Source organism: Stappia sp., from assembly GCF_048261845.1.
Classification (GTDB): Bacteria; Pseudomonadota; Alphaproteobacteria; order Rhizobiales; family Stappiaceae; genus Stappia.
Window position 1 is genome coordinate 1 of record NZ_JBLXFR010000007.1, and the last position, 24,705, is coordinate 24,705.

25 protein-coding genes are annotated in these 24,705 nt (G+C 66.5%); 8 read left to right on the forward strand and 17 right to left on the reverse strand.

Features of this window, described 5'->3' with window-relative positions:
• The coding region (locus ACN0T5_RS04820; RefSeq protein ID WP_417767486.1) for an acyl-CoA dehydrogenase family protein at positions 1-1,193 on the reverse strand (1,193 nt) is incomplete at its 3' end.
• Positions 1,194-1,411: 218 nt separating this feature from the next.
• Between ACN0T5_RS04820 and ACN0T5_RS04825 the strand changes: the two genes are divergently transcribed.
• From ACN0T5_RS04825 to ACN0T5_RS04835, 3 genes are all read left to right on the forward strand, one after another.
• Positions 1,412-2,404, forward strand: coding sequence for an L-threonylcarbamoyladenylate synthase (locus ACN0T5_RS04825; protein WP_417767487.1), 993 nt, complete (start codon positions 1,412-1,414; stop codon positions 2,402-2,404).
• Positions 2,405-2,836: 432 nt separating this feature from the next.
• Positions 2,837-3,766 carry a histone deacetylase family protein gene (locus tag ACN0T5_RS04830; RefSeq protein ID WP_417767488.1) on the forward strand — a complete coding sequence of 310 codons (930 nt, stop codon included), beginning with the start codon at positions 2,837-2,839 and terminating at the stop codon, positions 3,764-3,766.
• A gap of 147 nt (positions 3,767-3,913) precedes the next feature.
• Positions 3,914-4,168 carry an exodeoxyribonuclease VII small subunit gene (locus tag ACN0T5_RS04835; RefSeq protein WP_417767489.1) on the forward strand — a complete coding sequence of 85 codons (255 nt, stop codon included), beginning with the start codon at positions 3,914-3,916 and terminating at the stop codon, positions 4,166-4,168.
• A 21-nt stretch (positions 4,169-4,189) separates the two neighbouring features.
• Here ACN0T5_RS04835 and ACN0T5_RS04840 read toward each other — a convergent pair whose 3' ends face one another.
• From ACN0T5_RS04840 to ACN0T5_RS04900, 13 genes are all read right to left on the reverse strand, one after another.
• Positions 4,190-5,308 (reverse strand): class I SAM-dependent methyltransferase, encoded by a 1,119-nt coding sequence (locus ACN0T5_RS04840; RefSeq protein WP_417767490.1) that lies wholly within the window; start codon positions 5,306-5,308, stop codon positions 4,190-4,192.
• A 39-nt stretch (positions 5,309-5,347) separates the two neighbouring features.
• Positions 5,348-6,607, reverse strand: coding sequence for a class I SAM-dependent RNA methyltransferase (locus tag ACN0T5_RS04845; protein WP_417767491.1), 1,260 nt, complete (start codon positions 6,605-6,607; stop codon positions 5,348-5,350).
• Between the two features lie 51 nt (positions 6,608-6,658).
• Entirely contained in the window at positions 6,659-7,402 is a 744-nt protein-coding gene (locus ACN0T5_RS04850) for a TlyA family RNA methyltransferase (RefSeq protein WP_417767492.1), read from the reverse strand.
• 12 nt (positions 7,403-7,414) lie between these two features.
• Complete coding sequence (locus ACN0T5_RS04855) at positions 7,415-7,549, reverse strand: hypothetical protein (protein ID WP_306027183.1); 135 nt, start codon at positions 7,547-7,549, stop codon at positions 7,415-7,417.
• A gap of 28 nt (positions 7,550-7,577) precedes the next feature.
• A complete protein-coding gene (locus ACN0T5_RS04860) occupies positions 7,578-8,195 on the reverse strand; it encodes an SCO family protein (protein WP_417767493.1) in 618 nt (205 codons plus the stop codon).
• Between the two features lie 7 nt (positions 8,196-8,202).
• Positions 8,203-8,781, reverse strand: a complete 579-nt coding sequence (locus ACN0T5_RS04865; protein ID WP_417767494.1) for a copper chaperone PCu(A)C — start codon at positions 8,779-8,781, stop codon at positions 8,203-8,205.
• A 49-nt stretch (positions 8,782-8,830) separates the two neighbouring features.
• Positions 8,831-9,223, reverse strand: coding sequence for a hypothetical protein (locus ACN0T5_RS04870; protein ID WP_417767495.1), 393 nt, complete (start codon positions 9,221-9,223; stop codon positions 8,831-8,833).
• Between the two features lie 104 nt (positions 9,224-9,327).
• Positions 9,328-10,737 (reverse strand): MFS transporter, encoded by a 1,410-nt coding sequence (locus tag ACN0T5_RS04875; RefSeq protein WP_417767496.1) that lies wholly within the window; start codon positions 10,735-10,737, stop codon positions 9,328-9,330.
• Positions 10,738-10,926: 189 nt separating this feature from the next.
• The gene (gene dxs / locus ACN0T5_RS04880) at positions 10,927-12,846 is read right to left on the reverse strand and encodes a 1-deoxy-D-xylulose-5-phosphate synthase (protein ID WP_417767497.1); all 1,920 of its coding nucleotides are present in this window, start codon (positions 12,844-12,846) and stop codon (positions 10,927-10,929) included.
• A gap of 444 nt (positions 12,847-13,290) precedes the next feature.
• A complete protein-coding gene (ribB, locus tag ACN0T5_RS04885) occupies positions 13,291-14,610 on the reverse strand; it encodes a 3,4-dihydroxy-2-butanone-4-phosphate synthase (RefSeq protein ID WP_417767498.1) in 1,320 nt (439 codons plus the stop codon).
• A gap of 68 nt (positions 14,611-14,678) precedes the next feature.
• Positions 14,679-15,764: a chorismate synthase gene (gene aroC, locus ACN0T5_RS04890; RefSeq protein WP_417767499.1), complete on the reverse strand. Its 1,086-nt coding sequence runs from the start codon at positions 15,762-15,764 to the stop codon at positions 14,679-14,681.
• A 96-nt stretch (positions 15,765-15,860) separates the two neighbouring features.
• Positions 15,861-17,081 carry a DUF3095 family protein gene (locus ACN0T5_RS04895; RefSeq protein ID WP_417767500.1) on the reverse strand — a complete coding sequence of 407 codons (1,221 nt, stop codon included), beginning with the start codon at positions 17,079-17,081 and terminating at the stop codon, positions 15,861-15,863.
• 175 nt (positions 17,082-17,256) lie between these two features.
• Positions 17,257-17,706, reverse strand: a complete 450-nt coding sequence (locus ACN0T5_RS04900; RefSeq protein ID WP_417767501.1) for a MarR family winged helix-turn-helix transcriptional regulator — start codon at positions 17,704-17,706, stop codon at positions 17,257-17,259.
• A 307-nt stretch (positions 17,707-18,013) separates the two neighbouring features.
• Here ACN0T5_RS04900 and ACN0T5_RS04905 point away from each other — a divergent pair, with 307 nt between their 5' ends.
• Together ACN0T5_RS04905 and ACN0T5_RS04910 are read left to right on the forward strand one after the other, a co-directional pair.
• Positions 18,014-18,838, forward strand: coding sequence for an alpha/beta fold hydrolase (locus ACN0T5_RS04905; RefSeq protein ID WP_417767502.1), 825 nt, complete (start codon positions 18,014-18,016; stop codon positions 18,836-18,838).
• A gap of 351 nt (positions 18,839-19,189) precedes the next feature.
• Positions 19,190-19,462: a DUF1344 domain-containing protein gene (locus ACN0T5_RS04910; protein WP_417767503.1), complete on the forward strand. Its 273-nt coding sequence runs from the start codon at positions 19,190-19,192 to the stop codon at positions 19,460-19,462.
• Between the two features lie 64 nt (positions 19,463-19,526).
• On the opposite strand, the gene ACN0T5_RS04915 is transcribed toward ACN0T5_RS04910, so the two are convergent.
• Complete coding sequence (locus ACN0T5_RS04915; protein WP_417767504.1) at positions 19,527-20,153, reverse strand: histidine phosphatase family protein; 627 nt, start codon at positions 20,151-20,153, stop codon at positions 19,527-19,529.
• Positions 20,154-20,241: 88 nt separating this feature from the next.
• The gene (fabI, locus tag ACN0T5_RS04920) at positions 20,242-21,063 is read right to left on the reverse strand and encodes an enoyl-ACP reductase FabI (RefSeq protein ID WP_417767505.1); all 822 of its coding nucleotides are present in this window, start codon (positions 21,061-21,063) and stop codon (positions 20,242-20,244) included.
• Positions 21,064-21,289: 226 nt separating this feature from the next.
• On the opposite strand from fabI, the gene ACN0T5_RS04925 reads away from it, so the two are divergent.
• The gene (locus tag ACN0T5_RS04925) at positions 21,290-22,714 is read left to right on the forward strand and encodes an FAD-binding oxidoreductase (RefSeq protein WP_417767506.1); all 1,425 of its coding nucleotides are present in this window, start codon (positions 21,290-21,292) and stop codon (positions 22,712-22,714) included.
• Positions 22,715-22,725: 11 nt separating this feature from the next.
• Here the strand turns inward: ACN0T5_RS04925 and ACN0T5_RS04930 are convergent, their stop codons facing one another.
• Entirely contained in the window at positions 22,726-23,511 is a 786-nt protein-coding gene (locus ACN0T5_RS04930; protein ID WP_417767507.1) for an SOS response-associated peptidase, read from the reverse strand.
• Positions 23,512-23,629: 118 nt separating this feature from the next.
• Between ACN0T5_RS04930 and ACN0T5_RS04935 the strand changes: the two genes are divergently transcribed.
• On the forward strand, positions 23,630-24,136 hold the full coding sequence (locus ACN0T5_RS04935) for a hypothetical protein (protein ID WP_417767583.1): 507 nt from the start codon (positions 23,630-23,632) through the stop codon (positions 24,134-24,136).
• A 33-nt stretch (positions 24,137-24,169) separates the two neighbouring features.
• Positions 24,170-24,667, forward strand: coding sequence for an NUDIX hydrolase (locus tag ACN0T5_RS04940; RefSeq protein ID WP_417767508.1), 498 nt, complete (start codon positions 24,170-24,172; stop codon positions 24,665-24,667).
• Positions 24,668-24,705 lie beyond the last annotated feature (38 nt).

Consider the following 24,705-nt stretch of genomic DNA (forward strand, 5'->3'; position numbering starts at 1 on the left):
CGCAGCGCCCCGCCGATCGGCGCCAGCGCCGCCGCCCGCTCGCTCCAGCGGGTGCGGGCATCCGCATCGCCGGCGAGCCGCGCCATGTCGATGGCATGCGCGTTGGTGAAGCAGGCCGCACGGGCGACCTGCGTCCAGGCCTGCATGGCAAGCAGCGTGCGGCGAACGTCCGGATGACCGGCAATCGGGCTCATGCCCTCGCCGGTGTCGCCGGCAACGCGCCCCTGGCGACGCTCGTTCGCATAGGCAAGCGCCTGCTGGGTGGCACGCTCGGCAACGCCGAGGCCCTGGATGCCGACAGACAGGCGGGCGTTGTTCATCATCGTGAACATGCAGGCGAGGCCGCGGTTCTCCTCGCCGATCAGCCAGCCGACGGCACCGCCCTCATCGCCATAGACCATGGTGCAGGTGGGCGAGGCATGGATGCCGAGCTTGTGCTCGATGCCGGCGCAGCGCACGTCGTTGCGCGCACCCAGCGATCCGTCGGCTTCGACGAAGAACTTCGGAACGAGAAAGAGCGAGATGCCGCGCGTGCCGGCGGGTGCGTCCGGCAGGCGGGCGAGCACCAGATGGACGATGTTGTCGGTGAAGTCCTGCTCGCCGAAGGTGATGAAGATCTTCTGCCCGAAGATGCGGTAGGTGCCGTCTCCGACGGGCTCGGCGCGCGCGCGCAGCGCGTTGAGGTCGGAGCCGGCCTGCGGCTCCGTCAGGTTCATCGTCCCCATCCATTCGCCCGAAATGAGCTTCGGCAGGTAGGTCTCCTGCAATTCGCGGCTGGCGTGCTTTTCCAGCGCCTCGACCGCGCCCATGGTCAGCGTCGGGCCGATGGCGAAGGCCATGGAGCCGGAGTTCCACATCTCGAGCGCCGCCGCATGCAGCATCATCGGCAGGCCCTGGCCGCCGAATTCCGGTGAGCCGGTGAGCGAGTTCCAGCCTCCTTGCGCCCAGGCACGGTAGGCCTCGCGCCAGCCCGGCGGCATGGTGACCTCGCCGTTTTCCAGTTTGGCGCCAACACGGTCGCCGGGAGCATTGAGCGGTGCGATTTCCTCGGCCGCGAAACGCCCCGCCTCCTCAAGGATCGCGTCCACAAGATCGTCGGAAACCTCGGCGTGCTCCGCATGGGCAAGCACATCGGCAAGGCCCGCCACGTGCTTCAACGTGAAGGCGATCTCCGAAACTGGGGCACGATACATGTTTCACTCCCTGGCAGGCTCTGGCCGGCGGCTTGACGAAGAGCGGCGCAGGCCGCAGAACCGCCGGGGATTTGTGTTTGGGCGCGAGGATGGTCTGTGTTGACGTGCACGTCAATCGGTGACGTTGCGGCAATGCCTCCCGCTTTTGACGCAGGCCGGCACGGACGGCATCCGCCCGCGCCCAATGCACGACAACACGCTACGGAGTGAACGAGGCCATGCGCCGCTGGCAGATCGACCCCCGCGAGGAGAACTGGCTCGGCACGACCGCTTTCGAGGCGGCGGTGGCGGATCTCGTCGCCGGGCGGCTTGTCGCCATACCGACGGAAACGGTCTACGGGCTTGCCGCCGATGCGTCCAACGCACTTGCCTGCGCCGACATCTACGCGGCGAAGGGCCGGCCCAGTTTCAACCCGCTGATCGCCCATGTCGAATCGGTGGAAGCGGCGGAGCGTCACGCATTGTTCGACACCCGCGCGCGGGTGCTGGCCGATGCCTTCTGGCCGGGCCCGCTGACGATGGTGCTGCCGAAGCGCGCCGACAGCACGGTGTGCGACCTTGCGACGGCGGGTCTGCCAAGCCTGGCCCTGCGGGTGCCGGCAGCGGCGATCATGCGCGATCTGGCGCAGGCAAGCGGCCGGCCCATCGCGGCTCCCAGCGCCAACCGGTCGGGACGCATCAGCGGCACCACGGCGGAGGCCGTGGCCGGCGACCTGGGCGACCGGCTGGCACTGCTCATCGACGCCGGACCGACCCCGGTCGGAGTGGAATCCACCATCATCGCGCTGACCGACGAACGCCCGCGCCTGCTGCGTCCCGGCGGCATCGAGCGGCAGGCCATCGAGGCCGTGCTCGGCGAAAAGCTTGCCCCGCCCCTCGTCCGGCCCGATGACGCACCGGATGCGCCCGGCATGCTCTCCTCTCACTACGCCCCGCGCGCGGCCCTGCGGCTTGACGCCACCCATGTCGAGCCCGGCGAAGCGCTGCTCGCCTTCGGTCCCGAGCTGCCGCCTGGCGCGGACAAGGCCGGAACAATCGTGCAACTGAGCGTCCGGGGCGAATTGCGTGAGGCAGCCGCGCGGCTCTTCACCGCAATGCGGACGCTCGATGCGAGCGGCGCAGATCGCATCGCGGCAATGCCCGTGCCGGACACCGGCCTTGGCGAGGCCATCAACGACCGGCTGCGACGGGCAGCCGCGCCGCGCCCGTGACATCCGCCCCGTGGCAATTGCGCGGGCCCGCGGATCCTTGCAGATGAGCACGTCGAATACTGATATTTTTTACAGGTAATTACGCTTCACGCTGCGTAAGATAAATCACAACTCCAAGATGAAATTTCTCTTTTTTTGCAATATGCCTTCTGAAAAGCCGGCGAATCAATTAGTATTATAATTGCCTTCACAGGCGATGCAGCGGACCTCCCCTACGGGCCTTGTCATGCCCGCACCTTTCACCGGGGCCGGCAGTCGGATGCCGCCCCGGCTTTCTTTTGTCCGTCAGCTCCTCTTCCCCTGCCCCGGCCATCATGACCCGACACGGCGCTTGCCCGGCGGTTTGCGCTCGCTCATTGACAGTCGCACGGGCGGCCGGTCAGATGGGCCCGAAACGCCAGCAACGACAATGGCCCGCGCAAGGAAGCACTCTTGGGAACGCTCTACCTGCACCATTCCGCCTATCTCGACCATTTGACACCGGTCGGTCATCCCGAGCGGCCGGACCGGATCCGGGCAATTGACCGCATCCTCGAGCATGAGCGCTTCCAGACCCTGCAGCGGGACATGGCCCCGATGGGCCGGATCGCCGACATCGCCCGCGTCCACCCGTCCTCCTACATCGACATGCTGCACAACGCAGCGCCGACAGACGGGCTGGTGCGCATCGACGCGGACACAACCATGTCGCCGGGAAGCTGGGAGGCGGCGATGCGCGGCGTCGGTGCCGCCTGCCGTGCGGTCGACGAGGTGATGGAAGGCAAGGTCAGCAACGCGTTCTGCGCCTCGCGCCCGCCCGGACATCACGCCGAGACAGCCCGCGCGATGGGCTTCTGCTTCTTCAACAACGCCGCCATCGCCGCCCGGCACGCGCAGGAAACACACGGCGCGGAGCGGGTCGCGATCATCGATTTCGACGTGCATCACGGCAACGGCACCCAGGACATCTTCTGGAACGACCCGAGCGTGATGTATTGCTCGACGCACCAGATGCCGCTCTATCCGGGATCGGGCGCCGCCAGCGAACGCGGCGAAGCGGACACGATCGTCAACGCCCCGCTTGCCGCCGGCGACGGCGGCGAGGAGTTCCGCGAGGCAATGACGGTTGCGATCCTCCCCCGGCTGGAGATCTTCCGGCCGGATCTGGTGATCATCTCCGCCGGGTTCGACGCCCATCAACGCGATCCGCTCGGCGGGCTCAACCTGGTCGAGGCGGATTTCGCCTGGGCCACCTTGAGGCTGATGGACATCGCCGACCGGCACAGCGGCGGCAAGGTGGTCTCGCTGCTGGAAGGCGGGTACGACCTCGAGGGGCTCGCCCGCTCCGCCGCCGCCCATGTCATGACGCTGATGAAGGCCTGAGGCAGGCGCTTTGCCCGCCTTCCGGCGCAGGGCCTGTCCACAGGCTGTGCGCAGAAGGGCATGCGCCGCTGCTTGCCCGGGCCGGCCACCGCCTCTAGGATCGCACGCGCAACCGATGACACCAGCCACGGACCCCGGAGCCCCTGCGTGAGCCGAGACGAGATCGAACCGGAGATCGCCGCGCTTGCCTTCGAAGCAGCGCTCAAAGAGCTGGAGACCATTGTCGGCCGGCTGGAGCGTGGCGACGTGCCGCTTGAGGAAAGCATCCAGCTCTACTCGCGCGGCGATGCCCTGCGCCGTCATTGCGACACGCTGCTGAAGTCGGCCGAAGCCAAGGTGGAAAAGATCCAGCTTGCCGAGGATGGCAGCGCGTCCGGAACCGCCCCGCTCGACGTCGACTGACGGCGGCGCGGTTCGCCCCGTCTACACCTTCTCGTAAAGCGCGACGCGGGAAAGAAAGGCGGAGGACAGGTCCCGCCGGCGCAGCCTGCCCGCGGCGAAAAGCGCGTCGAGATCCTCCACCAGATAGCTGCGATAATAGGGCTCGTGGAACAGGTCGGGGAAGAGGTCCAGCAACCCGTCGTTTTCCGGCAGGTCGCCGCGCTGCAGACTGTCGATGAAGATCAGGCGCCCGCCCGGTTTCAGCACCCTGCCCAGTTCGGCGGCGACGGTGGCCCGAACCTTTGGCGGCAGTTCGTGGAAAAGATAGACGCAGCTCACCGCGTCGAGGCTGTCATCCGCAAAGGGAAGCGCCTCCGCGTTGGCATTGACAAAGCCGGCTCGGCGGCGGTGCGGCGCCGACAGCGCCTCGCGGGCATGCGCCAGATAGGGCTCCGACAGGTCGACACCGACGCCGCGCAGGCGCGGAAATGCGGCAAGCGCGGGGGCGAGCAGCCCGCCCGTGCCACAGGCAATGTCGGCATAGGCGACATGGCGCTGGTCCTTCAGCCGCAGGAGTTCCGACAGATGCACGAGCCCCTGCCGGCGCATGGCCGCCGTCGCTCCCTTGAACAGAACCTCGACCTGGAAATCGTAGATGCGGGCACTGTCGCGTGACAGCCAGCCATCCGTCTGGAAATGGAAGTTCTGCCGATAGTAGCGCGGCAGACCCCGGGCCGCCTCCCGGGTGGCGTCGAACACCTCCTGATGGGCGTCGCTGACGCGGCGCCTGGCGACCTTGGGCACATCGGCAAGAAAGCTGCGGCTGAGATCGAGAAACGCGCGCGGAGGACCGAACTCTCCTTCGGGAACCGGATAATGGCCGGCCTCGATATTGGCGAGGTCGCGGGCGAACAGCGCCGCGATCTGGGAGAAGAGCCGCCTGAGGTCGGGGGTCGACGTCTTTCGCGCCGGCTTCGGTGCCTGTGTGGAGACCGCCTCCCCGCCCCGCTCCAGGCGGGCCTTGCGGACCACCCGGCGGGAGATTGCCTGCGCCACTTCTCCGTGGGCCGCGAACCAGACGACACGCGAGCCCTGGCGCGCGACATAGCGCGCCCTGCGGGCCCAATCGAAGGCACGACCGGCAAGGCTTGCGTCACCCATCAGCTTTCCCGCCTCTTCGCTGCCGGGCGGTTGGTTTCCTCAACCGCGCGACAGAACCACCACAACCTCAATATGGGGCGAATGACGGAACTGATCCACCGGAAGGATGGAGCGCGGCCGATAGCCGCCATCGGCGAGAATGCGCAGATCGCGCGCCAGCGTCGCCGGATTGCAGGACACCGCCACGACGACGGGTACCTTCGAACGGGCGATCTCCCGGGCCTGCGCCTCGGCCCCGGCGCGCGGGGGATCGAAGACAACCGCCTCCATGCCCCTGCCGAAATCGTCGAGCTCGCCGGCGGTGAGCGGGTTGCGCATCAGGTCACGCCGTTCGGTATGAATCTGGCGCAGGGCGCCCGCGCCGCCGCGCATCGCCTTGTCGAGCGCCGCCAGGGCCGGTTTCTCGCCTTCCACCGCGCGGATGGTCGCCTTGCGGGCAAGGCGAAGCGCGAAGGTGCCCGACCCGCAGAAGAGATCGGCAACCTTGCGCGCCTTGCCGACACCGGCGACGACACGCTCGACCAGCGCCTGCTCACCGACCGATGTTGCCTGCACGAAGCTGCCCGGCGGCGGCACGACCGTCACACCGTCCATCAGAAGCTCCGGCGGGCGGGCCTCCACAAGCACCTCGCCGTTGAGCGACAGGCGGGCGATCCCGGCTGCCATCGCCTCTTCAATGAGGCCGGCCATGGCCCGCGGCTCGGTTCGCGCGGTCGAGGTCAATGCCAGGTCGGCGCCGTTCGGCGTGGCAAGCACCGTCAGCGTCACCTCGCCCTTGCGCGGCATGACGCGGGCAGAGAGCGATTTCAGCACCGGCAGCAGGCCGGACAGCTCCGGCACGAGTACCGGACAGGTTCCGATATCGACGAGACGGTGGCTAGCACGCTCGTGAAAGCCGAGGAGAATGCGGGATCCGGCGCGTGCAGCGGCGAAGACCGCGCGGCGGCGGCCCGCCCCGCCCGCGTCGACCGTCGGCTCGACCAGGGACGCCCAGTCTTCCAGCCCCCTGGAGGCAAGGGCGGCAACGACCTGCCCCCGCTTCCATTCCAGTTGCGCCGGAAGCGCCATGTGCTGGAGGGCGCAGCCCCCGCAGGTGCCGAAATGCGGACAGGCGGGCTCGACCCTGTCGGGGGATTGCGTCACCACCTCGACCATGCGGGCGCGTGTGCCCTCGCGGACCACGCGCACCGTCTCGCCAGGCAGCGCGAAGGGGACATGGACCGGGCCCTCGGATGTCTCCGCCCTGCCCTCGCCCTTGTGGGCAAGGGCGGTGATCTCAAGAAGATTGTCTTTGCTCATCGCGCCCGATTAGGCCTTTGAACCGGCAAGCGCAAGCGCGGTGAACGCGGCTCAGCCGGCCTTCGCCCCGGCAAGCAGCCATTCGGCGTTGCCGTCGCCGCCGGCAATCGGCGATGGCGCAAGGCCGACAGCGGACCAGCCGGGCTGTTCGCCGAGCCAGCCGGCCAGATCGCGGGCGACCGTCTCGCCGGTTTGCGGGTCGACCAGTCCGCCCTTGCCGACCGCCCTCCGGCCGGCCTCGAATTGCGGCTTGACCAGAAACAGCCCCAGCGCCCCGGGCGCGGCAAGCGCAAGCGCCGGCGGCAGGGCAAGGCGCAGCGAGATGAAGCTCATGTCGGAGACGACGATTTCCGGCGCATCGCCATCGAGATCGGCGGAGGTGAGCGCGCGCGCATTGATCCCGTCGCGGCGGCGCACCTGCGGCAGTGCCGCGATCCGCTCGTGAAGCTGGTCATGCCCGACATCGATGGCATGGACGCGAAGGGCACCCGCCTCGACCAGAACCTGGGTGAAACCGCCGGTCGAGGCGCCGAGGTCAAGCGCCACCTTCCCCGCCACGTCGATGGCGAAACGCTCCAGCCCCGCCTTCAGCTTGAGCGCTGAACGCGAGACATAGTTTCCGGCCGGATCGTCGACCGACAGCCCGGCATCGACGGCAACCTTCTGGCCAGGCTTTTCAACGGCAAGGCCGTCGACGCGGACATGGCCGCGCAGGATGGCGTCGCGGGCCCGCGCCCGGGTTTCGACCAGGCCGCGCGTCACCAGGAGCTGGTCAAGCCGATCCCTGTCCGCCATGAAAGCCGCCGTTCAGAAGCAGTTGGCGATGCCGGTGAGCAACCGGTCGACATAGATGCGCTCCCCGTAGACCCACCACAGCAACCCGCTGGCCGCAAAGGCGGCGGCGAAGAAAATGCCGGCAGGGAGCATCAGGTCGGAGCGCATCTCTCAGGGTCCGTGTCAGGTGCGACGGTCAGCCCGCATTATCGATCAGGCGGCGCAGTTTGGCCATGGCGTTTTCCGGGGCCTCTTCGTAGGCGATGGTGCCGACGAAGCGGTTGTCGGAATCCATGAGGAAGACCGCGGCCGAATGATCCATCGTGTAGTCCCCGTCGTCGAGCGGCACCTTGCGCGCATAGACCCGGTACGCCTTGAGCATCGCCTCGACCTGTTCGGCAGAGCCGGTCAGGGGGCGGATGCGGTCGTCGAACGCGGCAACGTAGTCGCGCATCACCTCGGGCGTGTCGCGCTCCGGATCGACGGAGACGAAGGCGAAGTTCACCTTGTCGGCGTCGGCCCCGAGCTTCTCGATCCACATCTGCGTCTCGGCAAGCGTCGTCGGGCAGACATCCGGGCAGAAGGTGAAGCCGAAGAAATAGGCCGTCGGCTTGCCCTTGAAATCCGCTTCGGTGACGGTGCGGCCGGCGGCCGCGTCAACCATCGTGAAGGGGCCGCCGATGGAGGCGACGGGCGACAGCAGTCCCCCGTCCTTGGGGCCGAGATAGTGCTGGGCAGTCACGAACCCGATGGCGCCAAGCAGGACGGCCACCGCCGCCCATGCCACATAGCGCAGGATCTTCAATCCTGACATGTTCGTCTCAATCCTTCGACTTGTCGTGTTTCATGTGGCCGGCATCAACGCCGTGGTCCATCTTGCTGTGGTCCATGTCGCCGTTCCGCATCTGGTCGCCGCCATGTTCGCCATGCTCCGGCCCCTTGGCGCCGATGCGCTCGACCTTGAAGTCGACCGTGACCTCGCCGGCCTTCTCGAAGGTCAGCGTCACCGGAACGTTCTCGCCTTCCTTCAACGGCCCGGTGAGGTCGAAGAACATGACGTGATAGCTGCCGGGCTTCAGTTCAAGCGTCCCGCCGGCGGGAACCGGAATGCCATCCGCCATCTCGCGCATCTTCATGACACCGTCTGTCACGGTCATCTCGTGAAGCTCCGTCCGCGTGGAAACATTCGCGGAAGCGGAAACGAGGCGGTCCTCGCCGCCTGCATTGACGATGGTGACGAACCCGCCGCCTGCCCTGGCGCGGGGCGGCGTCGCCCGGGTCCAGGGAGAGGAGACGGTGATGTCGCCGACGGTCTTGGTATCATGGGCAAGCGCCGGAGAGGCGACGAGAACGGACAGGGCAAGGGCCGCGCAGGTCGCGGCGGTCTTCAAGAAGGTCATGTGATTTTCCGTGTTTCGATTGCAGTCGTTCCACGCGGGTGGGCGTGGCTCAAGAGGGCAATGAAACCGGAGCGGGCGGCGCGCGGATACCGCCGGATGCCAGCAGCGTACGCGCGCGCGGCGGCATGTCCCGCACGATGAAGAGCGGTGAGCGACCTGAAGGCGCCGGGCGTACCGACGCGGCAGCGGGCGCACAGCCGCCTGCCAGACAGGTCGCGCCATGCGGACAGACGGGGCCGCAGGGGCAAAGCCCGGTGCCGTGACCGGGGGACGGCGGCACATCGCCATCGGATACCTGCCCGCTGATGCAAAGCACATCGAGCCCGCTGTCGCCGCTTGTCGCGGCCGCGGCCATGGTGCCGGCAACGAGCTGGACGACAAGCGCCAGCGCGCAGAGCACCGCCAGCGGCAGCGCCTCGCGTCTGAACAGTTGCAGGAGCATCGTGTCTCTCGTCATCGGCGGGACAATGCCCCAGCACCCGGCCAAGGTCGAGGGATGATTTGCCGCATGCGGAGGCTGGCAGGTCGTGGCCGGCCGGGTGCCGCTCAGCGGGAGGGCATGACCGCGTCGCGCTCGTCGGGTCCGGGCTCCGCTGCCGCGTCATCCTCGACGTTTTCGGGGCCGAGGGAGAAGTGCTCCTCCATCACCGCGCCGTCGTCCTGGCCTGTCTCCGCATCCCGTTCGTAGTCATAGGCCGGGAATTCCTCCGGCGGGATGACATAGGGATCCTCGAGGTCGAGCGGCTCGGGCGACAGGACCGTACCGACCTGGGCCGAGGCGGCGTAGTCGAAATCGGTCTTGTCTTCCACCGGCAGTGCGGCCCGCTGGAACAGGCGTGTGAAGATGTAAAGGGCCATGATGCCCTGGATGATGGCAACCTGCAGGAACAGCCCCCAGGGGCCGACAGACTGCATCAAGAGGGACGCCGTGAGCGGCCCGACGGACGAACCGATGCCGAAGGCAAGGTTCATGCCCGACGACGTCTCCACATAATCGTCGCGGTCGGCATGGTCGAAGGCATGCGAGGCGGCGATCGCATATGCAGGCTGTGTCGCGACGCCGGCAAGCAAGGCAAGCACCAGCGCCACGCCGACCCCTCCGATCGGGACGGTCATGAAGACGATGCTGACGAAAACGGCGCTGACGGCCAGGCCAAGCAGGATGAGGCGCCGGTCGAGCCGGTCGGACAGGCGACCGATGGGCCACTGCGAGATCGCTCCCGCGCCGACGACGGCGGCAGCGAAATAAGCGGCGTTGTTGGTGGTAAGGCCGATCTGGATCGCATAAAGCGGCGCCAGCATCCACAACGCGCCCTGCGTCACCCCGATCAGCAGCACGGCGACCAGCGCCGTCGGCGAATTGCGGTAGAGCTTGACCGGACGAAAGCGCACCACCGTGATCGGTGCCGGCTGGTTGGCCGTGGTCAACGACACCGGGATGACCGCGAGACTGACGGCAACGGAAGCGATGGCGAAGGGCACGAAGGTGGAAATGTCGGTCGCCGTCAGCGAGATCTGGCCGGCGGTCATCGCGGCATAGACCAGCACGATGTAGATCGACATGATCGTGCCGCGATTTTCGTTGGAGGCCTGCTCGTTGAGCCAGCTTTCAACGATCATGTAGAAGCCGGCGAGGCAGAACCCGGAAACGATGCGGATCAGGCTCCAGGCGAGCGGGTCGACCATCAGGGGATGGAAGATCGCCGCCGCCGACATCAGCGACACCAGCGCCGCGAAGGCGCGGATGTGGCCGGCGCGCATGATCACGTAGGGCGCGCCGAGGCAGCCCAGCACAAGACCGAAGAAATAGCTCGACGACACCAGGCCGACCGCGAGATCGGAAAAACCCGCCTGCGAGCCGGCAAGCGGCAGCAGGGTGCTCTGCAGGCCGTGCCCGGTGACGAGAAGCGCAATGGCTATGAGAAGGGCCGATACCGGGGCCAGCGTTTGCGCCATGGTCGCGCTCTTTCCTGATCTGGCTCGTCGGCGCGCTCAGACGATTTCGCGCAACCGCAAGAAGCGACGGCGGCGAGACGCCGACGCCCTGTGCATCGAGGCGACCGTTTCAACATTCGGCGGAAACTGTCAATGACGGCGAGACGCATGGCGTCCCGACCCTTGCGCATAGCTCCTGGAGCCGCCGGCTCAGGCGAGACGCGCCGCCCCGGCCGCATCCTTGCCGAGGGCGGAAAAGACCGTTGCCATGATGCCCTTCACGTCGAGCCCGGCCTCGGCATACATCCGCTCCGGCTTGTCGTGATCGAGATAGCGGTCCGGCAGGCAGACGGGCCGCACCTTCAGCCCTGCCTCGAGCAAGCCGCGCTCGGCCAGCCGGTGCAGGACATGGGAGGCGAAACCGCCGACGGAGCCTTCCTCGACGAGCACAAGAACCTCATGCTCGCGGGCGAGCCGCACGATCAATTCCTCGTCGAGCGGCTTTGCGAAACGGGCATCGGCAACGGTGGTCGGAAGCCCCGCCGCGTCGAGCTCGTCAGCCGCGGCCAGACACTCGGCCAACCGTCCGCCGAAGGACAGAAGCGCCACCTTGCCGCCCTCGCGCAGCACGCGGCCGCGACCGATCTCCAGAACCTCACCGCGCTGCGGCAGTTCGATCCCGACACCCTCGCCGCGCGGATAGCGGAAGGAGATCGGCCCCTCGTCATAGGCCGCCGCCGTTGCCACCATGTGCCGGAGTTCCGCCTCGTCGCCGGCAGCCATGACGACGAAGCCGGGCAGGCAGGCGAGATAGGCGGTATCGAAACTGCCGGCATGGGTGGGGCCGTCGGCGCCGACGAGACCGGCCCGGTCGATGGGAAAGCGCACCGGCAGGCCCTGGATCGCGACATCATGCACCACCTGGTCATAGGCGCGCTGCAGGAAGGTCGAGTAGATGGCGCAGAAGGGCTTGTAGCCTTCGCTCGCCATGCCGGCGGCAAAGGTGACGGCATGCTGCTCGGCGATGCCGACATCGAAGGCGCGGGCGGGGTAGACCTCGCCGAAGAGGTCGAGCCCGGTGCCGTCGGGCATCGCCGCCGTGATGCCGACAATGCGCTCGTCGTGGCGGGCCTCCTCGATCAGGCTCTCCGCGAAGACGCGGGTATAGCTCGGCGCGTTCGCCTTCGGCTTCGACTGCTTGCCGGTGACGACGTCGAACTTGGCAACACCGTGATACTTGTCCGCCGAATTTTCCGCCGGTTCATACCCCTTGCCCTTGCGGGTCACGACATGGATCAGGACCGGTCCCTGATGGGTGTCGCGGACATTCTTCAGCACCGGCAGGAGATGGTCGAGATTGTGGCCGTCGACCGGCCCGACATAGTAGAAGCCAAGTTCCTCGAACAGCGTGCCTCCGGTCCAGAAACCACGGGCGTATTCCTCCGCCCGGGCGGCCTTTTCCTTGAGCTGGCGCGGCAGCGCCTTGGCGAGCTGCTTGGCCGCATCGCGCAGGGTCATGTAGGTGCGACCGGAGACAAGGCGGGCGAGATAGGCACTCATCGCGCCCACCGGCGGGGCGATCGACATGTCGTTGTCGTTGAGGATGACGATCAGGCGGGAATGCTGCGCGCCTGCATTGTTCATCGCCTCGTAGGCCATGCCCGCCGACATGGCGCCGTCGCCGATAACGGCGATGATGTTGTTCTTCCGCCCCTCGAGATCACGCGCCACGGCCATGCCGAGGCCGGCGGAAATCGAGGTGGAGGAATGGGCCGCGCCGAAGGGGTCGTATTCGCTCTCGGAGCGCTTGGTAAAGCCCGACAGACCGCCGCCCTGGCGCAGGGTGCGAATGCGGTCGCGCCGGCCGGTCAGGATCTTGTGGGGATAGCACTGATGGCCAACATCCCAGATCAGCCGGTCGTCCGGCGTGTCGAAGACATAGTGGAGCGCCGTGGTCAGTTCGACGACGCCAAGACCCGCGCCCAGATGGCCGCCGGTCACCGAGACGGCATCGATCACCTCCGCGCGCAATTCATCGGCAAACTGTCGCAGGTCGCGCTCCGGCAGCCGCCGCAAATCGTGCGGGGTTGCCACTGCGTCCAGAAGCGGGGTGTCGGGGCGTTTGTACACGTGGGCAGTCCCAAAGGTTCGCGGCTCGGTTCAGGCGCCGCTCGCGCGGCTCTCGCCTAGCCGCTCAATACCACCATGACCATATAGTGCGCAAATGGACCGCTGGCAGGTGCCCGTCGCCAGGCCGCGCGAGGCGGCGGCGCCGGCGCGAAAACCGGCATCGCAACGGCTGCACGCGAGAGACTTTTCGCCATTGCCGCACAACCTTAGGTAAATCACCCCCTGTCGAAAGTGATGATATTCCGGCAAAATCTCCGCCAGCATCACCCCTGAGGGTGATGGACAGAAGAGCAAAAACTACTAAACAGAGGTTGTGGTCGATGGGGCCACGTGCACAGTGATCGACTTGAGGCCGTGCCTGCGCACGGCCTCTTTTTTTGCCGCTCACCCGCCGGGCCCGAGCCTGCCCGTCCGGCGAGACCGGACAGCGGCGACGGGCGGGGGTTAACCTTCCCGGATCTCGGTACCCTCAATGACGATGCCGAAGCCTTCCAGGCCGACATAATGCCGCTGGCGCGAGGCCAGAAGCGTGATCGAGTTGACGCCAAGATCCTTGAGTATCTGCGCGCCGAGCCCGACTTCGCGCCATTGCTCCTCGCGGGCCTGCGCCGACTGGTGCTCCTCGTCCTCCGCCGCCATCAGGTCGGTGCGCGCACGTCGCGCCTGACGCGCAACGCCAACGGACCCTTCCCGGAGGTAGACGACCACGCCCCGGCCGCGTGCGGCGAAATCGCGCATGACGTCGTCCATCACCCGCGTGTCGCCAAAAACGTCGTCGAGCACGGATTCCAGCTGCAGGCGGACCGGCACGTTGCGACCGTCGAGAATGTCGCCATAGACAACGGCGACATGATGCATCGGGTCATAGGGCGTCGAATAGGTGACCGCATAGGCGGGACCGGCGATTGTCTCGACAGGCTGCTCGGCAACCCGTTCGACCAGCCGCTCCATGCGCTGCCGCCACGAGATGAGATCGGCGACCGATACCACTTTCAGTCCGTGCTCGGCGGCGAACGCGACCACCTGGTCGCCCCGCTTGACGGTGCCGTCATCGTTGACCAGCTCCGAAATCACGCCGACTTCCGGCTGGCCGGCAAGACGGCAGAGATCGACCGCGGCCTCGGTATGGCCGGAGCGCATCAGCACCCCGCCCTCGCGGGCAACAAGCGGGAAGATGTGGCCCGGGCGGGCGAAATCAGCCGCCCCGGCATTCGGATTGGCCAGCCCGCGCACGGTGGAGCAACGCTCCTCGGCGGAGATGCCGGTGGTCAGGCCGTGGCGATAGTCGACGGAAATGGTGAAGGCCGTGGAGAGCGGCGCATCATTGTCGGCGACCATCGGATCGAGCCGCAACCGCCGCGCCGCCTCGCGCGTCATCGGCGCGCAGACAATGCCGGACGTGTGGCGGACCATGAAGGCCATCTGTTCAGGCGTGATCAGCGAGGCGGCGACAACCAGGTCGCCCTCGTTCTCACGGTCGTCATCATCGGTAACGACGAGCATCTCGCCGCGTTCGAATGCGCGGATCGCCTCCGCGACACGGGTCTGGGACATGTCCAATTCCTTGGATCCTTTCAAGCCGAGAAGGTCATTCGGGGTCACGGCACCGCCGGTTGCGGCCGCGATCCGTTCCGCGCTGTCGCGCGACACCCAGACGCCGGGATCGTTGCACAAGGCCGTCACCGCCGCCGGCGACAGGCCGGCGCGCCGGGCAAAGGCCGAGCGGGTTTCCTTGTTGATCGAAAGCCAAGCATCCAGTCGCATGCCGGCATTGTAACCGAAATGACTTCAGTGGCAATGAAAAATGATCAGAAATTCAGTAATACTGAAAATCAGCCGACCTGACCGCGATGGCGCAGATAGTGATCGGCGAGGATGCAGGCGACCATCGCCTCCCCGACCGGCACCGCGCGGATGCCGACGCAAGGGTCGTGGCGACCCTTGGTGCGCACGTCGACTTCCTCGCCCGAGCGCGTCACCGACTTGCGCGGGGTGAGGATCGAGGAGGTCGGCTTGACCGCGAAACGCGCGACCACCGGCTCGCCGGAGGAAATGCCGCCAAGCACGCCGCCGGCATTGTTGGTCAGGAACACGGGCCGGCCGTCGGCACCGATGCGCATCTCGTCCGCGTTCTCCTCGCCGGTCAGTGTCGCCGCTTCAAAGCCGTTGCCGATCTCAACACCCTTGACCGCGTTGATCGACATCAGGGCGCTCGCGATATCCTGGTCGAGCTTGCCGTAGATCGGAGCGCCGAGGCCGGCGGGGACGCCCTCGGCGACGATCTCGACGACGGCGCCGACAGAAGACCCGTCCTTGCGAATCTGGTCGAGATAGTCGGACCAGCGCGCCGCCGTGGTCGCGTCCGGGCAGAAGAAGGGGTTGTTGCCGATCTCGTCCCAGTCCCAGCGCGAGCGGTCGACCTTGTGCGGGCCGATCTGAACGAGCGCTCCGCGCAGGACAAGGCCGGGGATCACCTTGCGGGCGATGGCGCCGGCCGCCACGCGCGCGGCCGTCTCGCGGGCCGACGAACGACCGCCGCCGCGATAGTCGCGAATGCCGTATTTGGCGTCATAGGTGAAATCCGCATGCCCGGGCCGGTAGCTCTCGCGGATCTCGGAATAATCCTTGGAGCGCTGGTCGGTGTTCTCGATCATCAGCGAGATGGGCGTCCCGGTGGTGCGCAGCACGCCCTCGTCGTCGCTCATCACGCCGGACAGGATGCGCACCGCATCGGCCTCGCGGCGCTGGGTGGTGAAGCGCGACTGGCCGGGCTTGCGTTTGTCGAGAAATGCCTGGATCTCGGCTTCGGAGATCTCGATCAGCGGGGGACAGCCGTCGATGACACAGCCAAGTCCGGGACCGTGGCTTTCGCCCCAGGTCGTGACGCGAAAAAGATGACCAAAGGTGTTGTGCGACATCGGCTTCGTCCGGACAGGGTTCGCGACTGCAGGCTTGCACGGCTCTTCTAGTTCGGCCTGCGCCGCAGGGAAACCGTAAAAACGGTCTCGCGCGTTTCAGTCCGGCGACGGGATGCCGGACGAGGCCGCCGGCATCGCCGCCAGCCGGGTCTTGAAATCGGCGGCAGCGCGCGAGAAGCCGCCGCCGGAGCCGTCGATGAAATGGATGTGACGGTTCTGCTCGAGGCTGAAGACGAGACAGGTCATCAGCGCCGAATGGGAGACATGCATGCCATAGACGAGACGGCCCTCCTCCTCGCCTTTCGCCAGGTAGGCGGAGAGCGCCTCGCTCTCCCCCGCGTCAAGATCAAGCACGAGGCGGAGCGTGTCGTCGAACTTGCGGAAATCGGTATTGAGGGCAACATCGCGCAGGTAGCGGCCAGGCTCGAACGGGCCGATCCGGCGCCCGGTGCCAACACCCAGGAGGAAGGCGAGCGAGGCGAGAGCGCCCGCCAGATAGGCGCGCCAGACGCCACGCCGCCAGCCAAGCATGCGCGCCTCCATCGCAAGCCCCGAAGGAGGAAAGCGGAACTTCAGCGAGCTCCGGCGCACCGGTGCACTGGCGGGATCGGATGCGGCAAGGTCGATACCGAGCAGCGAGTGCAAGTCGGACAGAAGCATCTTCAGATCCTCCACCCGGCCACTCGCCGGACGCAGGATCAGGGTCACCATGCGGCCACGCTCGGCCGGCAGCGCCTCCCAGCGGCAGGAAAGCCCGTCGAGCGGTGCCGGGCCGACCGTTCCGGTCTCCGCGAGGCGATAGGGCGCAACACGGGTCTCGTCCTTGAGGATCGCGTCACCCAGTTCGATACCGCCGCCGGAGAACATCGCCAGATTGTTGCCCGGGCTCAGCTCGAACCTTGCAACCCGCAGGTCGGCGCCACGGGCGCGCAGGTCCCGGACGGGAATCGCGGCGACGCGCAGGTCGAGCCCGGCGGTCTCGCGCGCCATCACGCGGACGGAGACAAGCGCCTTCGACGTCGCTCCGGCAAGTGACGGCGGAACGGCAGCCATTGCCCCGTCGCCACCAAAGACGAAGGGAAGATCGGCGCGACCGGCGGCGTTGAGCACCGCCGTGACGACGGCTGCCGCCACCATGTTGACGGTCTTGTAACGCCCGGCGGCGACTGCATCGCGCGAGCGCACGATGTCCGCGACCAGCAGCGTCCAGTCGTCAGGCAGGGGAGCAAAGGCCTCCGCCTCGCTGACCCGCCCGAAATCGCTGAACACCGGCAGTCCCTCGTAGAAGCGCTCGGTGGCGCTGATCACATCCGTCATTGCAGCCTCTCCGGCAGCGCCGCCCGGCTCCCGCCGCCGATGCCTGCCCGCCTTGCATGCCCACCCTTTGCAGCCATCCGCCGGATCGGTCCGGTCGATGCACCTTACGAACCCGTTGCCCCGGACGGGACGAAAAGTTGCGCCGACGCCCTCCGGTGTCTTGGTTCCGGCGGCCTCACCCCTCCAGCAAGCGCTTGCGCAGGTCGCGCAAGCGCCGCGCCAGATCCGCCACCTCCTCCGCCCCAAGACCCACGGCGGCGGCGATACAGGCCGGCACCTCGCGCGCCGCGTCCTCGAGCTGCCTCCCGGCTTCGGTGAGCTGCACCCGCACGACCCGCTCGTCGGCGCGGTCCCTGGTGCGCCTGATCAGGCCGAGACCCTCCAGCCGCTTGAGCAGCGGCGTGAGCGTGTTGGATTCAAGATCCATGTGCCGGCCGATGTCCTTGACCGTACGGCCGTCCACCCTCCAAAGCAGCAGCATCACCAGGTACTGCGGATAGGTCAGGCCGATGCCGCTCAGTGCCTGACGGTAGAGATGGGTGAAGGCATGCGAGGCGGAGTATACGGAAAAGCAGAGCATCTCCGCCGGCAGGCCATGCAGCACCAGTTCATCTTCGTCGATCATTCCGCATCTCCTTTCATTCCGATATAGGTCGCGCACGATATTATCGCAAGCAGAGGATAAAATCGTGCACGCTTTAATCGATAGCGATTGACATGCCGCCCCGCGTTCCCTAGATGATTGATCGTCAGCGATTTAGTCGTGAACGATTTATTGGAGAAAACGCATGACCGATACGGGGCAACGCCTCCAGATCACACGTCGAAACGCCCTTGCCGGAGGCGGTGCATTCGCCCTCGGCCTCACGGTTTTTCCCAGCCTGGACCCCTCCCTTGTCGCCCGGGCAACTGCAGCAGAAGGAAACCCGAAGATGACAACTTTCACCGCCAGCGACGGCGCCGAGATCTTCTACAAGGACTGGGGAACCGGTCAGCCGATCGTGTTCTCGCACGGCTGGCCGCTGACCGCCGATGCCTGGGATGCGCAGATGCTTTTCTTCGGCCTGCAGGGTTATCGTGTCATCGCCCATGACCGGCGCAGCCACGGTCGGTCGTCCCAGACGTGGAACGGCAACAACATGGACCGCTATGCAGACGATCTGGCGGAACTGTTCGAGCGCCTCGACCTGAAGGAAGCGATCCTTGTCGGTCACTCCACCGGCGGCGGCGAAGTCGCCCGCTATATCGGGCGCCACGGCAACGCGCGGATCGCCAAGGTTGTCCTGGTCGGCGCCGTTCCGCCGCTGATGCTGCAGACAGCCGACAATCCGCACGGCACGCCGATGGAGGTGTTCGACAACATCAGGCGGGGCACCTCGCTCGACCGCTCGCAGTTCTACCGCGATCTCACCACGCCCTTTTACGGCTTCAACCGCGACGGCGTGGAAGACAACCAGGGTCTGCGCGACAGTTTCTGGCTGCAGGGCATGGCCGGCGGAATCAAGGGCCAGTACGACTGCATCCGCGAGTTTTCGGAGGTCGACTATACCGACGACCTGAAAGCCATCGACAGACCCACCCTGATTGTTCATGGCGATGACGATCAGCTCGTGCCCATCAAGGCAACCGCGCATCGCGCCGCGGAAATCGTCCGCGACGCCAGACTGAAAATCTATCCCGGTGGCAGCCACGGCCTTGCGCAGCTTCAGGCCGAGCAGTTCAACGCGGATGTTCTGGGGTTCATTCGCCAGAGCTGAGGCAGGTTCGGCATCGGCCCGAACCCCTTTGCAAGACCGATGGTCCGGGTCGCCCGAACGGCGGCCCGGACCGTTTCACGATGGCGCCACCTCATACCGGGCATCCGCCATCGAAACGCCATCCTTGGTTCTTACCAACGCTCCGTTCGACCTTGACGATCCACTCGCCGGCCGCAACCCTCAGGAGCCTGGACGGCTTCAACGGAGGGATGGTTGCGCAAAGTCTCGCCGAACACACGTTAGTGACAGCATATCCCGCCCGCGCCACGGCGCCTCTGCCTCTTGACGCCGACGCGCAGGTTTTGTTCGATCCTGCCCGATCGCCAAACGGGCGGGCCCACGGAGACGAGAATGAAGCGCATCCTTTCAATGACCCTGGCAAAGATGCTGGGTATCGTGGCGCTCGGCGCGCTGGCAACAGGCGTTGCGCTGGCCGGCGAGGTCGAGGCGACCATCGTCGAGATCCAGCCCGACACCGGCAAGCTCGTCCTGTCGGATGGCACGAGCTACGAAATTCCGGTCGACTTTTTCGTCGACGACCTGAAGTCCGGCATGCGCGTGCTGGTCTTCTTCGACGAGGGCGGCAACGCCAGGACGCTGACCGACGTCCAGATCCTCAACTGAACGCCGCTGTCCCGACCGGCGCAGCGGGCGGCGACGCCGTCCGCTCGCAATCCCGGTCGCGACCTCAGACCCAGTCGACCTCGCTGCCGGTCCACACCAGCATGCGGTCCTGCGGGATGTCCAGACCGGGAATTTCCGCGTTCGGGAGGGACCGCAGGCGCCCCTGCAAGACGCGCATGACGCCGCCATGCGAGATGACGACGGACGGGCGCGTCAGGGTGGCGAGCCAGGCATCGATGCGGCTCGACAGCATCCGGTAGCTCTCCCCCTCGGGCGGCACGAAGCCCCATTTGTCGGCCTTGCGGGCAGCCGTCAGTTCCGGCGCGCGCTCGGCAAGCTCGGGGATGGTGTAACCTTCCCAGGCGCCAAACGTGATCTCCAGCAGCCGTTCGTCGCGCTGGCACAGATCCGCATCGAGGCCGAGTTCGCCGCAAATCAGCTCCATTGTCTCCACCGCCCGCGACAGGGGGGAGACGAAATAGGAAAGCTCGTCCTTGTCGATGCCCTTGTCGGCGAAATAGTCGCGCAGGGCCGCGCCATTGCGGCGCGCCTGGGCGCGACCGGTGTCATTGAGCGGGATATCCCGCCGCCCCTGCATGCGTCCTTCCGCATTCCAGTCGGTCTGGCCGTGACGGATGAAGACCATGAAAGGGGGGACAAGACGTGCAATGCCCGTGTCGGCGCTGCTCATCGAACCTCCATCGCACAAACGGATCGCGACCCGCGTGGACGCTGCCACCCGGGTCGCGGATCGGGAAACCGGAAAAGTCGCGGTCGGATCAGTCCTTGACCACGGTGGTGATGTCGGGCGCGTCGACGGCCTTCATGCCGACGATGTGATACCCGCTGTCGACATGCTGGATCTCGCCGGTGATGCCGCGTCCGAGGTCGGACAGCAGGAACATGGCAGCATCGCCCACTTCCTCGATGGTCACCGTCCGGCGCAGGGGCGCATTGTACTCGTTCCACTTGAGGATATAGCGGAAGTCGCCGATGCCGGACGCCGCAAGCGTCTTGATCGGCCCGGCGGAGATCGCGTTGACCCGGATGCCCTGCTTGCCGAGATCAGCGGCGAGGTAACGCACGCTTGCCTCGAGCGCGGCCTTGGCGACACCCATCACGTTGTAATGCGGCATAACCTTCTCGGCACCGTAATAGGTGAGCGTCAGCATCGAGCCGCCATCGGTCATCAGCTTCTCGGCGCGCTGCGCGACCGAGGTGAACGAATAGCAGGAGATCTGCATCGTGTTGCGGAAGTTCTCCGGGGAGGTGTCGACATAGCGCCCGGTCAGTTCGTCCTTGTCGGAAAACGCCACCGCATGGACGAGAAAGTCGATCTTGCCCCAGGTTTTGGCGAGGTTGTCGAACACCGCGTCGATGGAGGCTTCGTCCATCACGTCGCAATGACCGGCGACCGTGGCGCCGAGGTCCGCCGCCAGCGGCTCGACCCGCTTGCGCAGCGCATCTCCCTGGTAAGTCAGTGCGATTTCCGCGCCCGCATCGGCAAGTGCCTTGGCAATCCCCCAAGCGATGGACCGATTGTTCGCGACGCCCAGGATAAGCCCGCGCTTTCCAGCCATCAGTCCCTGTGTAATCGCCATGCTGTGTCTCCTGCACGCCAAAACTCGCGGATGATTTTGGTCAAACCTGACCCGCGTATCCGCGCCCGAACCACAACCGCCGGCCGGGACGGGTTCGTATGGCACAGCCCCCTAGCCGCTTCAAGCCACTGACAGGCCGCCTGCACGGATCGACCAGCCGCGAAAATGTGATATGCGTGACCGTCGAATTTGCCTCCCTCACATGCCAGACGCCGGTCCCGCCGCCATGCCCGACACCGCACTCCTCGCCCCCCTCGTCGACATCGTCGGCGCCCGCAACGCGCTTGTCGCGGATTCAGACACCGCGCCATACCTGCGCGAGTGGCGCGACCTTTATGTCGGCAAGACACCTGTGGTGTTGCGACCGGGCAGCCGGGACGAGGTTGCCGCAATCCTCTCCCATGCCGATGCGAACGGCCTGAAAATCGTTCCGCAAGGGGGCAATACAGGACTTGTCGGCGGGCAGATACCCGATGATTCCGCTACGGAAATCGTCCTCAGCCTGGGCCGTCTGAACCGCATCCGCGACATCGATGCCGAGGGCTTCTCGATGACCGTCGAAGCCGGTTGCACGCTGCAGGCGATCCACGACGCGGCCGAGGCTGCCGACCGCTTCTTTCCTCTCACGCTCGGCTCACAGGGTTCGTGCCAGATCGGCGGCAACATCGCCACCAACGCCGGAGGCACCGCCGTGCTCGCCTATGGCAACACCCGCGACCTGGTTCTCGGACTGGAGGTGGTGCTGCCGGATGGGCGTGTCGTGGAGGGGCTGAGGGGGCTTCGGAAAGACAATACCGGTTACGATCTGAAACAATTGTTTATCGGTTCGGAAGGCACGCTCGGCATCGTCACGGCCGCTGTCCTGAAGCTTTTCCCCCGGCCGCGTGCCCAGGACGTCGCCTTTGCGGGAATCGCTTCGCCGCATGATGCGCTGTCGCTGTTTTCACGAGCGCGCGCCCGCGCCGGCGCGATGCTCACCGGCTTCGAACTGATGCCCCGCGTCGGGCTCGAGTTCTCCGTCCGCCATCTGGCCGGCGCTCGCGATCCCTTGCAGGCCCCCTCGCCCTGGTACGTCCTGATGGAACTGTCTTCCGGCACGGAAGAGGACGGCAACGAGGCCCCGACGCGGGCCTTGATGGAAACCATCCTCGGCGAGGCCTACGAGGCGGGGCTGGTGGAAGATGCAGCACTTGCCGAATCGGTGGCCCAGGCGGCCGCGTTCTGGCACCTGCGCCACGGCATGTCGGAGGTCCAGCGCGAGGAAGGCGGATCGATCAAGCACGACGTGTCAGTGCCCGTCGCCAGCGTTCCGGCCTTTCTCGACGAGGCGATCGCCGCAGTGGAGGCGCTGGTGCCCGGTTGCAGGCCCGTGCCCTTTGGCCACATGGGCGACGGCAACATCCATTTCAATGTCAGCCAGCCAGTGGGCGCCGACAAGGCCGCCTTCCTGGCGGGCTGGGACGAGATGAACGCGCTCGTCCACCGGATCGTTCTGAAATTCGGAGGCTCGATCTCGGCTGAACACGGCATCGGCCGGCTGAAGAAAGACCTTCTCGCCGAGGTGAAGAGCCCGGTCGAACTTGAGCTGATGCGCCGCATCAAGGCCGCCTTCGACCCGAACAACACGCTCAATCCGGGACGCATGCTCTAAAGCCCGTCCTTTCAGAAGAGATCGAGCTGGCCCGCGTCTGGCGCGACGCTGCCGGTCCGGCGCGTTGCCCGGGCCGTCCTGCCTGCCGGGGACTGCGTGGCCGGCTCGTCCGGCTCTGCCGCCGCCACCGGCACCGTCAGCGCGGCATCGTCCTCGCGCGCCGAGTTGACCCGGCCCGAGACCGGCACCGCCTCGAAAAGGTCGCCGGCGGCCGGGCGCAACAGGGCGAGCGCCTCCTTCAGCGGCGTGCCCCCGACATCGAGCCAGGCGTCGAAATCGTCTGGCGCGACAACGACCGGCATGCGGTGGTGGATCGGCGCGAGCGCCGCGTTTGCCGGAACGGTGAGAAGGGCGCCGGTCTCGATCTCGCCGCCATCGGGATCGCACCACTCCTCCCAGAGACCCGCGAAAGCGACGATGCCGCCGTCGCGCGGGCGGATGAAGTAGGGCGTCTTTTCACCCGTTTCCGGGCGATGCCACTCATAGTAGCCGGAGGCCGGTATGAGGCAGCGACGATGGCGCATGGCGGCACGAAAGGACGGCTTGTCCGCTGCGGTCTCCGCGCGTGCATTGATCAGCAGCGAGAAGGCGGCCGGGTCCTTGACCCAGCCGGGCACGAGCCCCCAGCGCACCAGCGCAAAGCGCCGCTCGCCATGGGAAAGGCGCACGGTCGCGACCGGTTGTGTCGGCGCGATGTTGTAGCGAGGGGGAAAGTCCGCACCTGGCACGTCGCCCCGATATCCGAACAGCGCGCTGACTTCGGCCGGGCTCTGCCTGAGCGCGAAACGTCCGCACATGAACCGCTCTCCCCGTGTCCCGAAACTGCCTCCGCCCGTTGGTATCGTATTCCACGAATTAGGCAAATCGAAACCCGATGGCGATAAGTTCGCCGGGAGTTGTCCGGAAAGGCGTCACATGAGCTTGGCGGAAATGACTTTGGGCCAGGGGGTTTTGTCGGCTGACAGGCTTGTCGCCGCCAATATCAATCCGCATACCGGTCTCGCCACCGATTATCTGAACCACTTCAATGAAGTGGTGATGATGCTCGAGATGCTTCCGGCCATGCCGGAATGCGCCGGAGAGGTGCTGGAATGGCAGCCGCTCAGCTACGAGCAGCATTTCGAAGCGTCCAATTTTGCCGAGAAAAACCTCGCCATCCAGGCGTTCCACGCCGCCCCGGCCGCCGTCCGACGCGCGCTGCGCGATGTGGTCGCGACGCTCAACACGGCGGTCTGCGAGAAACAGGGCCGGCTGCGCGATGCACCTGAAATCGCTCCGCTCGCCGATGCGATCGCCCGTGAGACGGCAAACGAGATCAAGCCTCTCATCGCCACCGCAAGCGGCATCATCCACGGTCACCTGGACCCTGCGGAAACTTTCGAAAGCGATTCGCAAGCCGAGATCGACGCCCTCTTCGCCTGACGGTTCTCTGGCTTCAGCTTGCCGACAAGCCGCTTGCCCCTGCCGCCCGGCGTGGCATTCTTCCCGACCATGAACGACGCGTCGCCTCCCCCGGCCCCTGCCCCTCGTCCACGCCTTGGCGTCAGCGTGCTGATCCTCGACAAGGATCGCGTGTTGCTGGTCCGCCGCGGCAAGCAGCCCTTTCTCGGCCATTGGAGCCTGCCGGGCGGCTCCGTCGAATTCGGCGAGAGCCTGCGCGAGGCGGCCCTGCGCGAACTGCGCGAGGAGACCGGGCTTGACGCCGAGATCGAGCCCCGGCCGGTCGAGCTGGTCGAGGCGATCAGCACCGCCGAAGCGGAGAACGGCGGACATCACTTCGTCATCGCGGTGTTCAGGGGAACAGCGGACGCCGGCGTCCCCAGTGCCGGCGATGACGCGGAGGCCGTCGCCTTTGTCGCTCTTGCGGACCTCGGCGGATTGACGATGACGCCGGGAACAGCGGCACGGATCCTGCGCCTGGCGCCGCTCCCCATGGGAGACCCAGAGCAGTGAGGGGTGACCGACGACACCTGCGGCGCCCGGCGCGCACC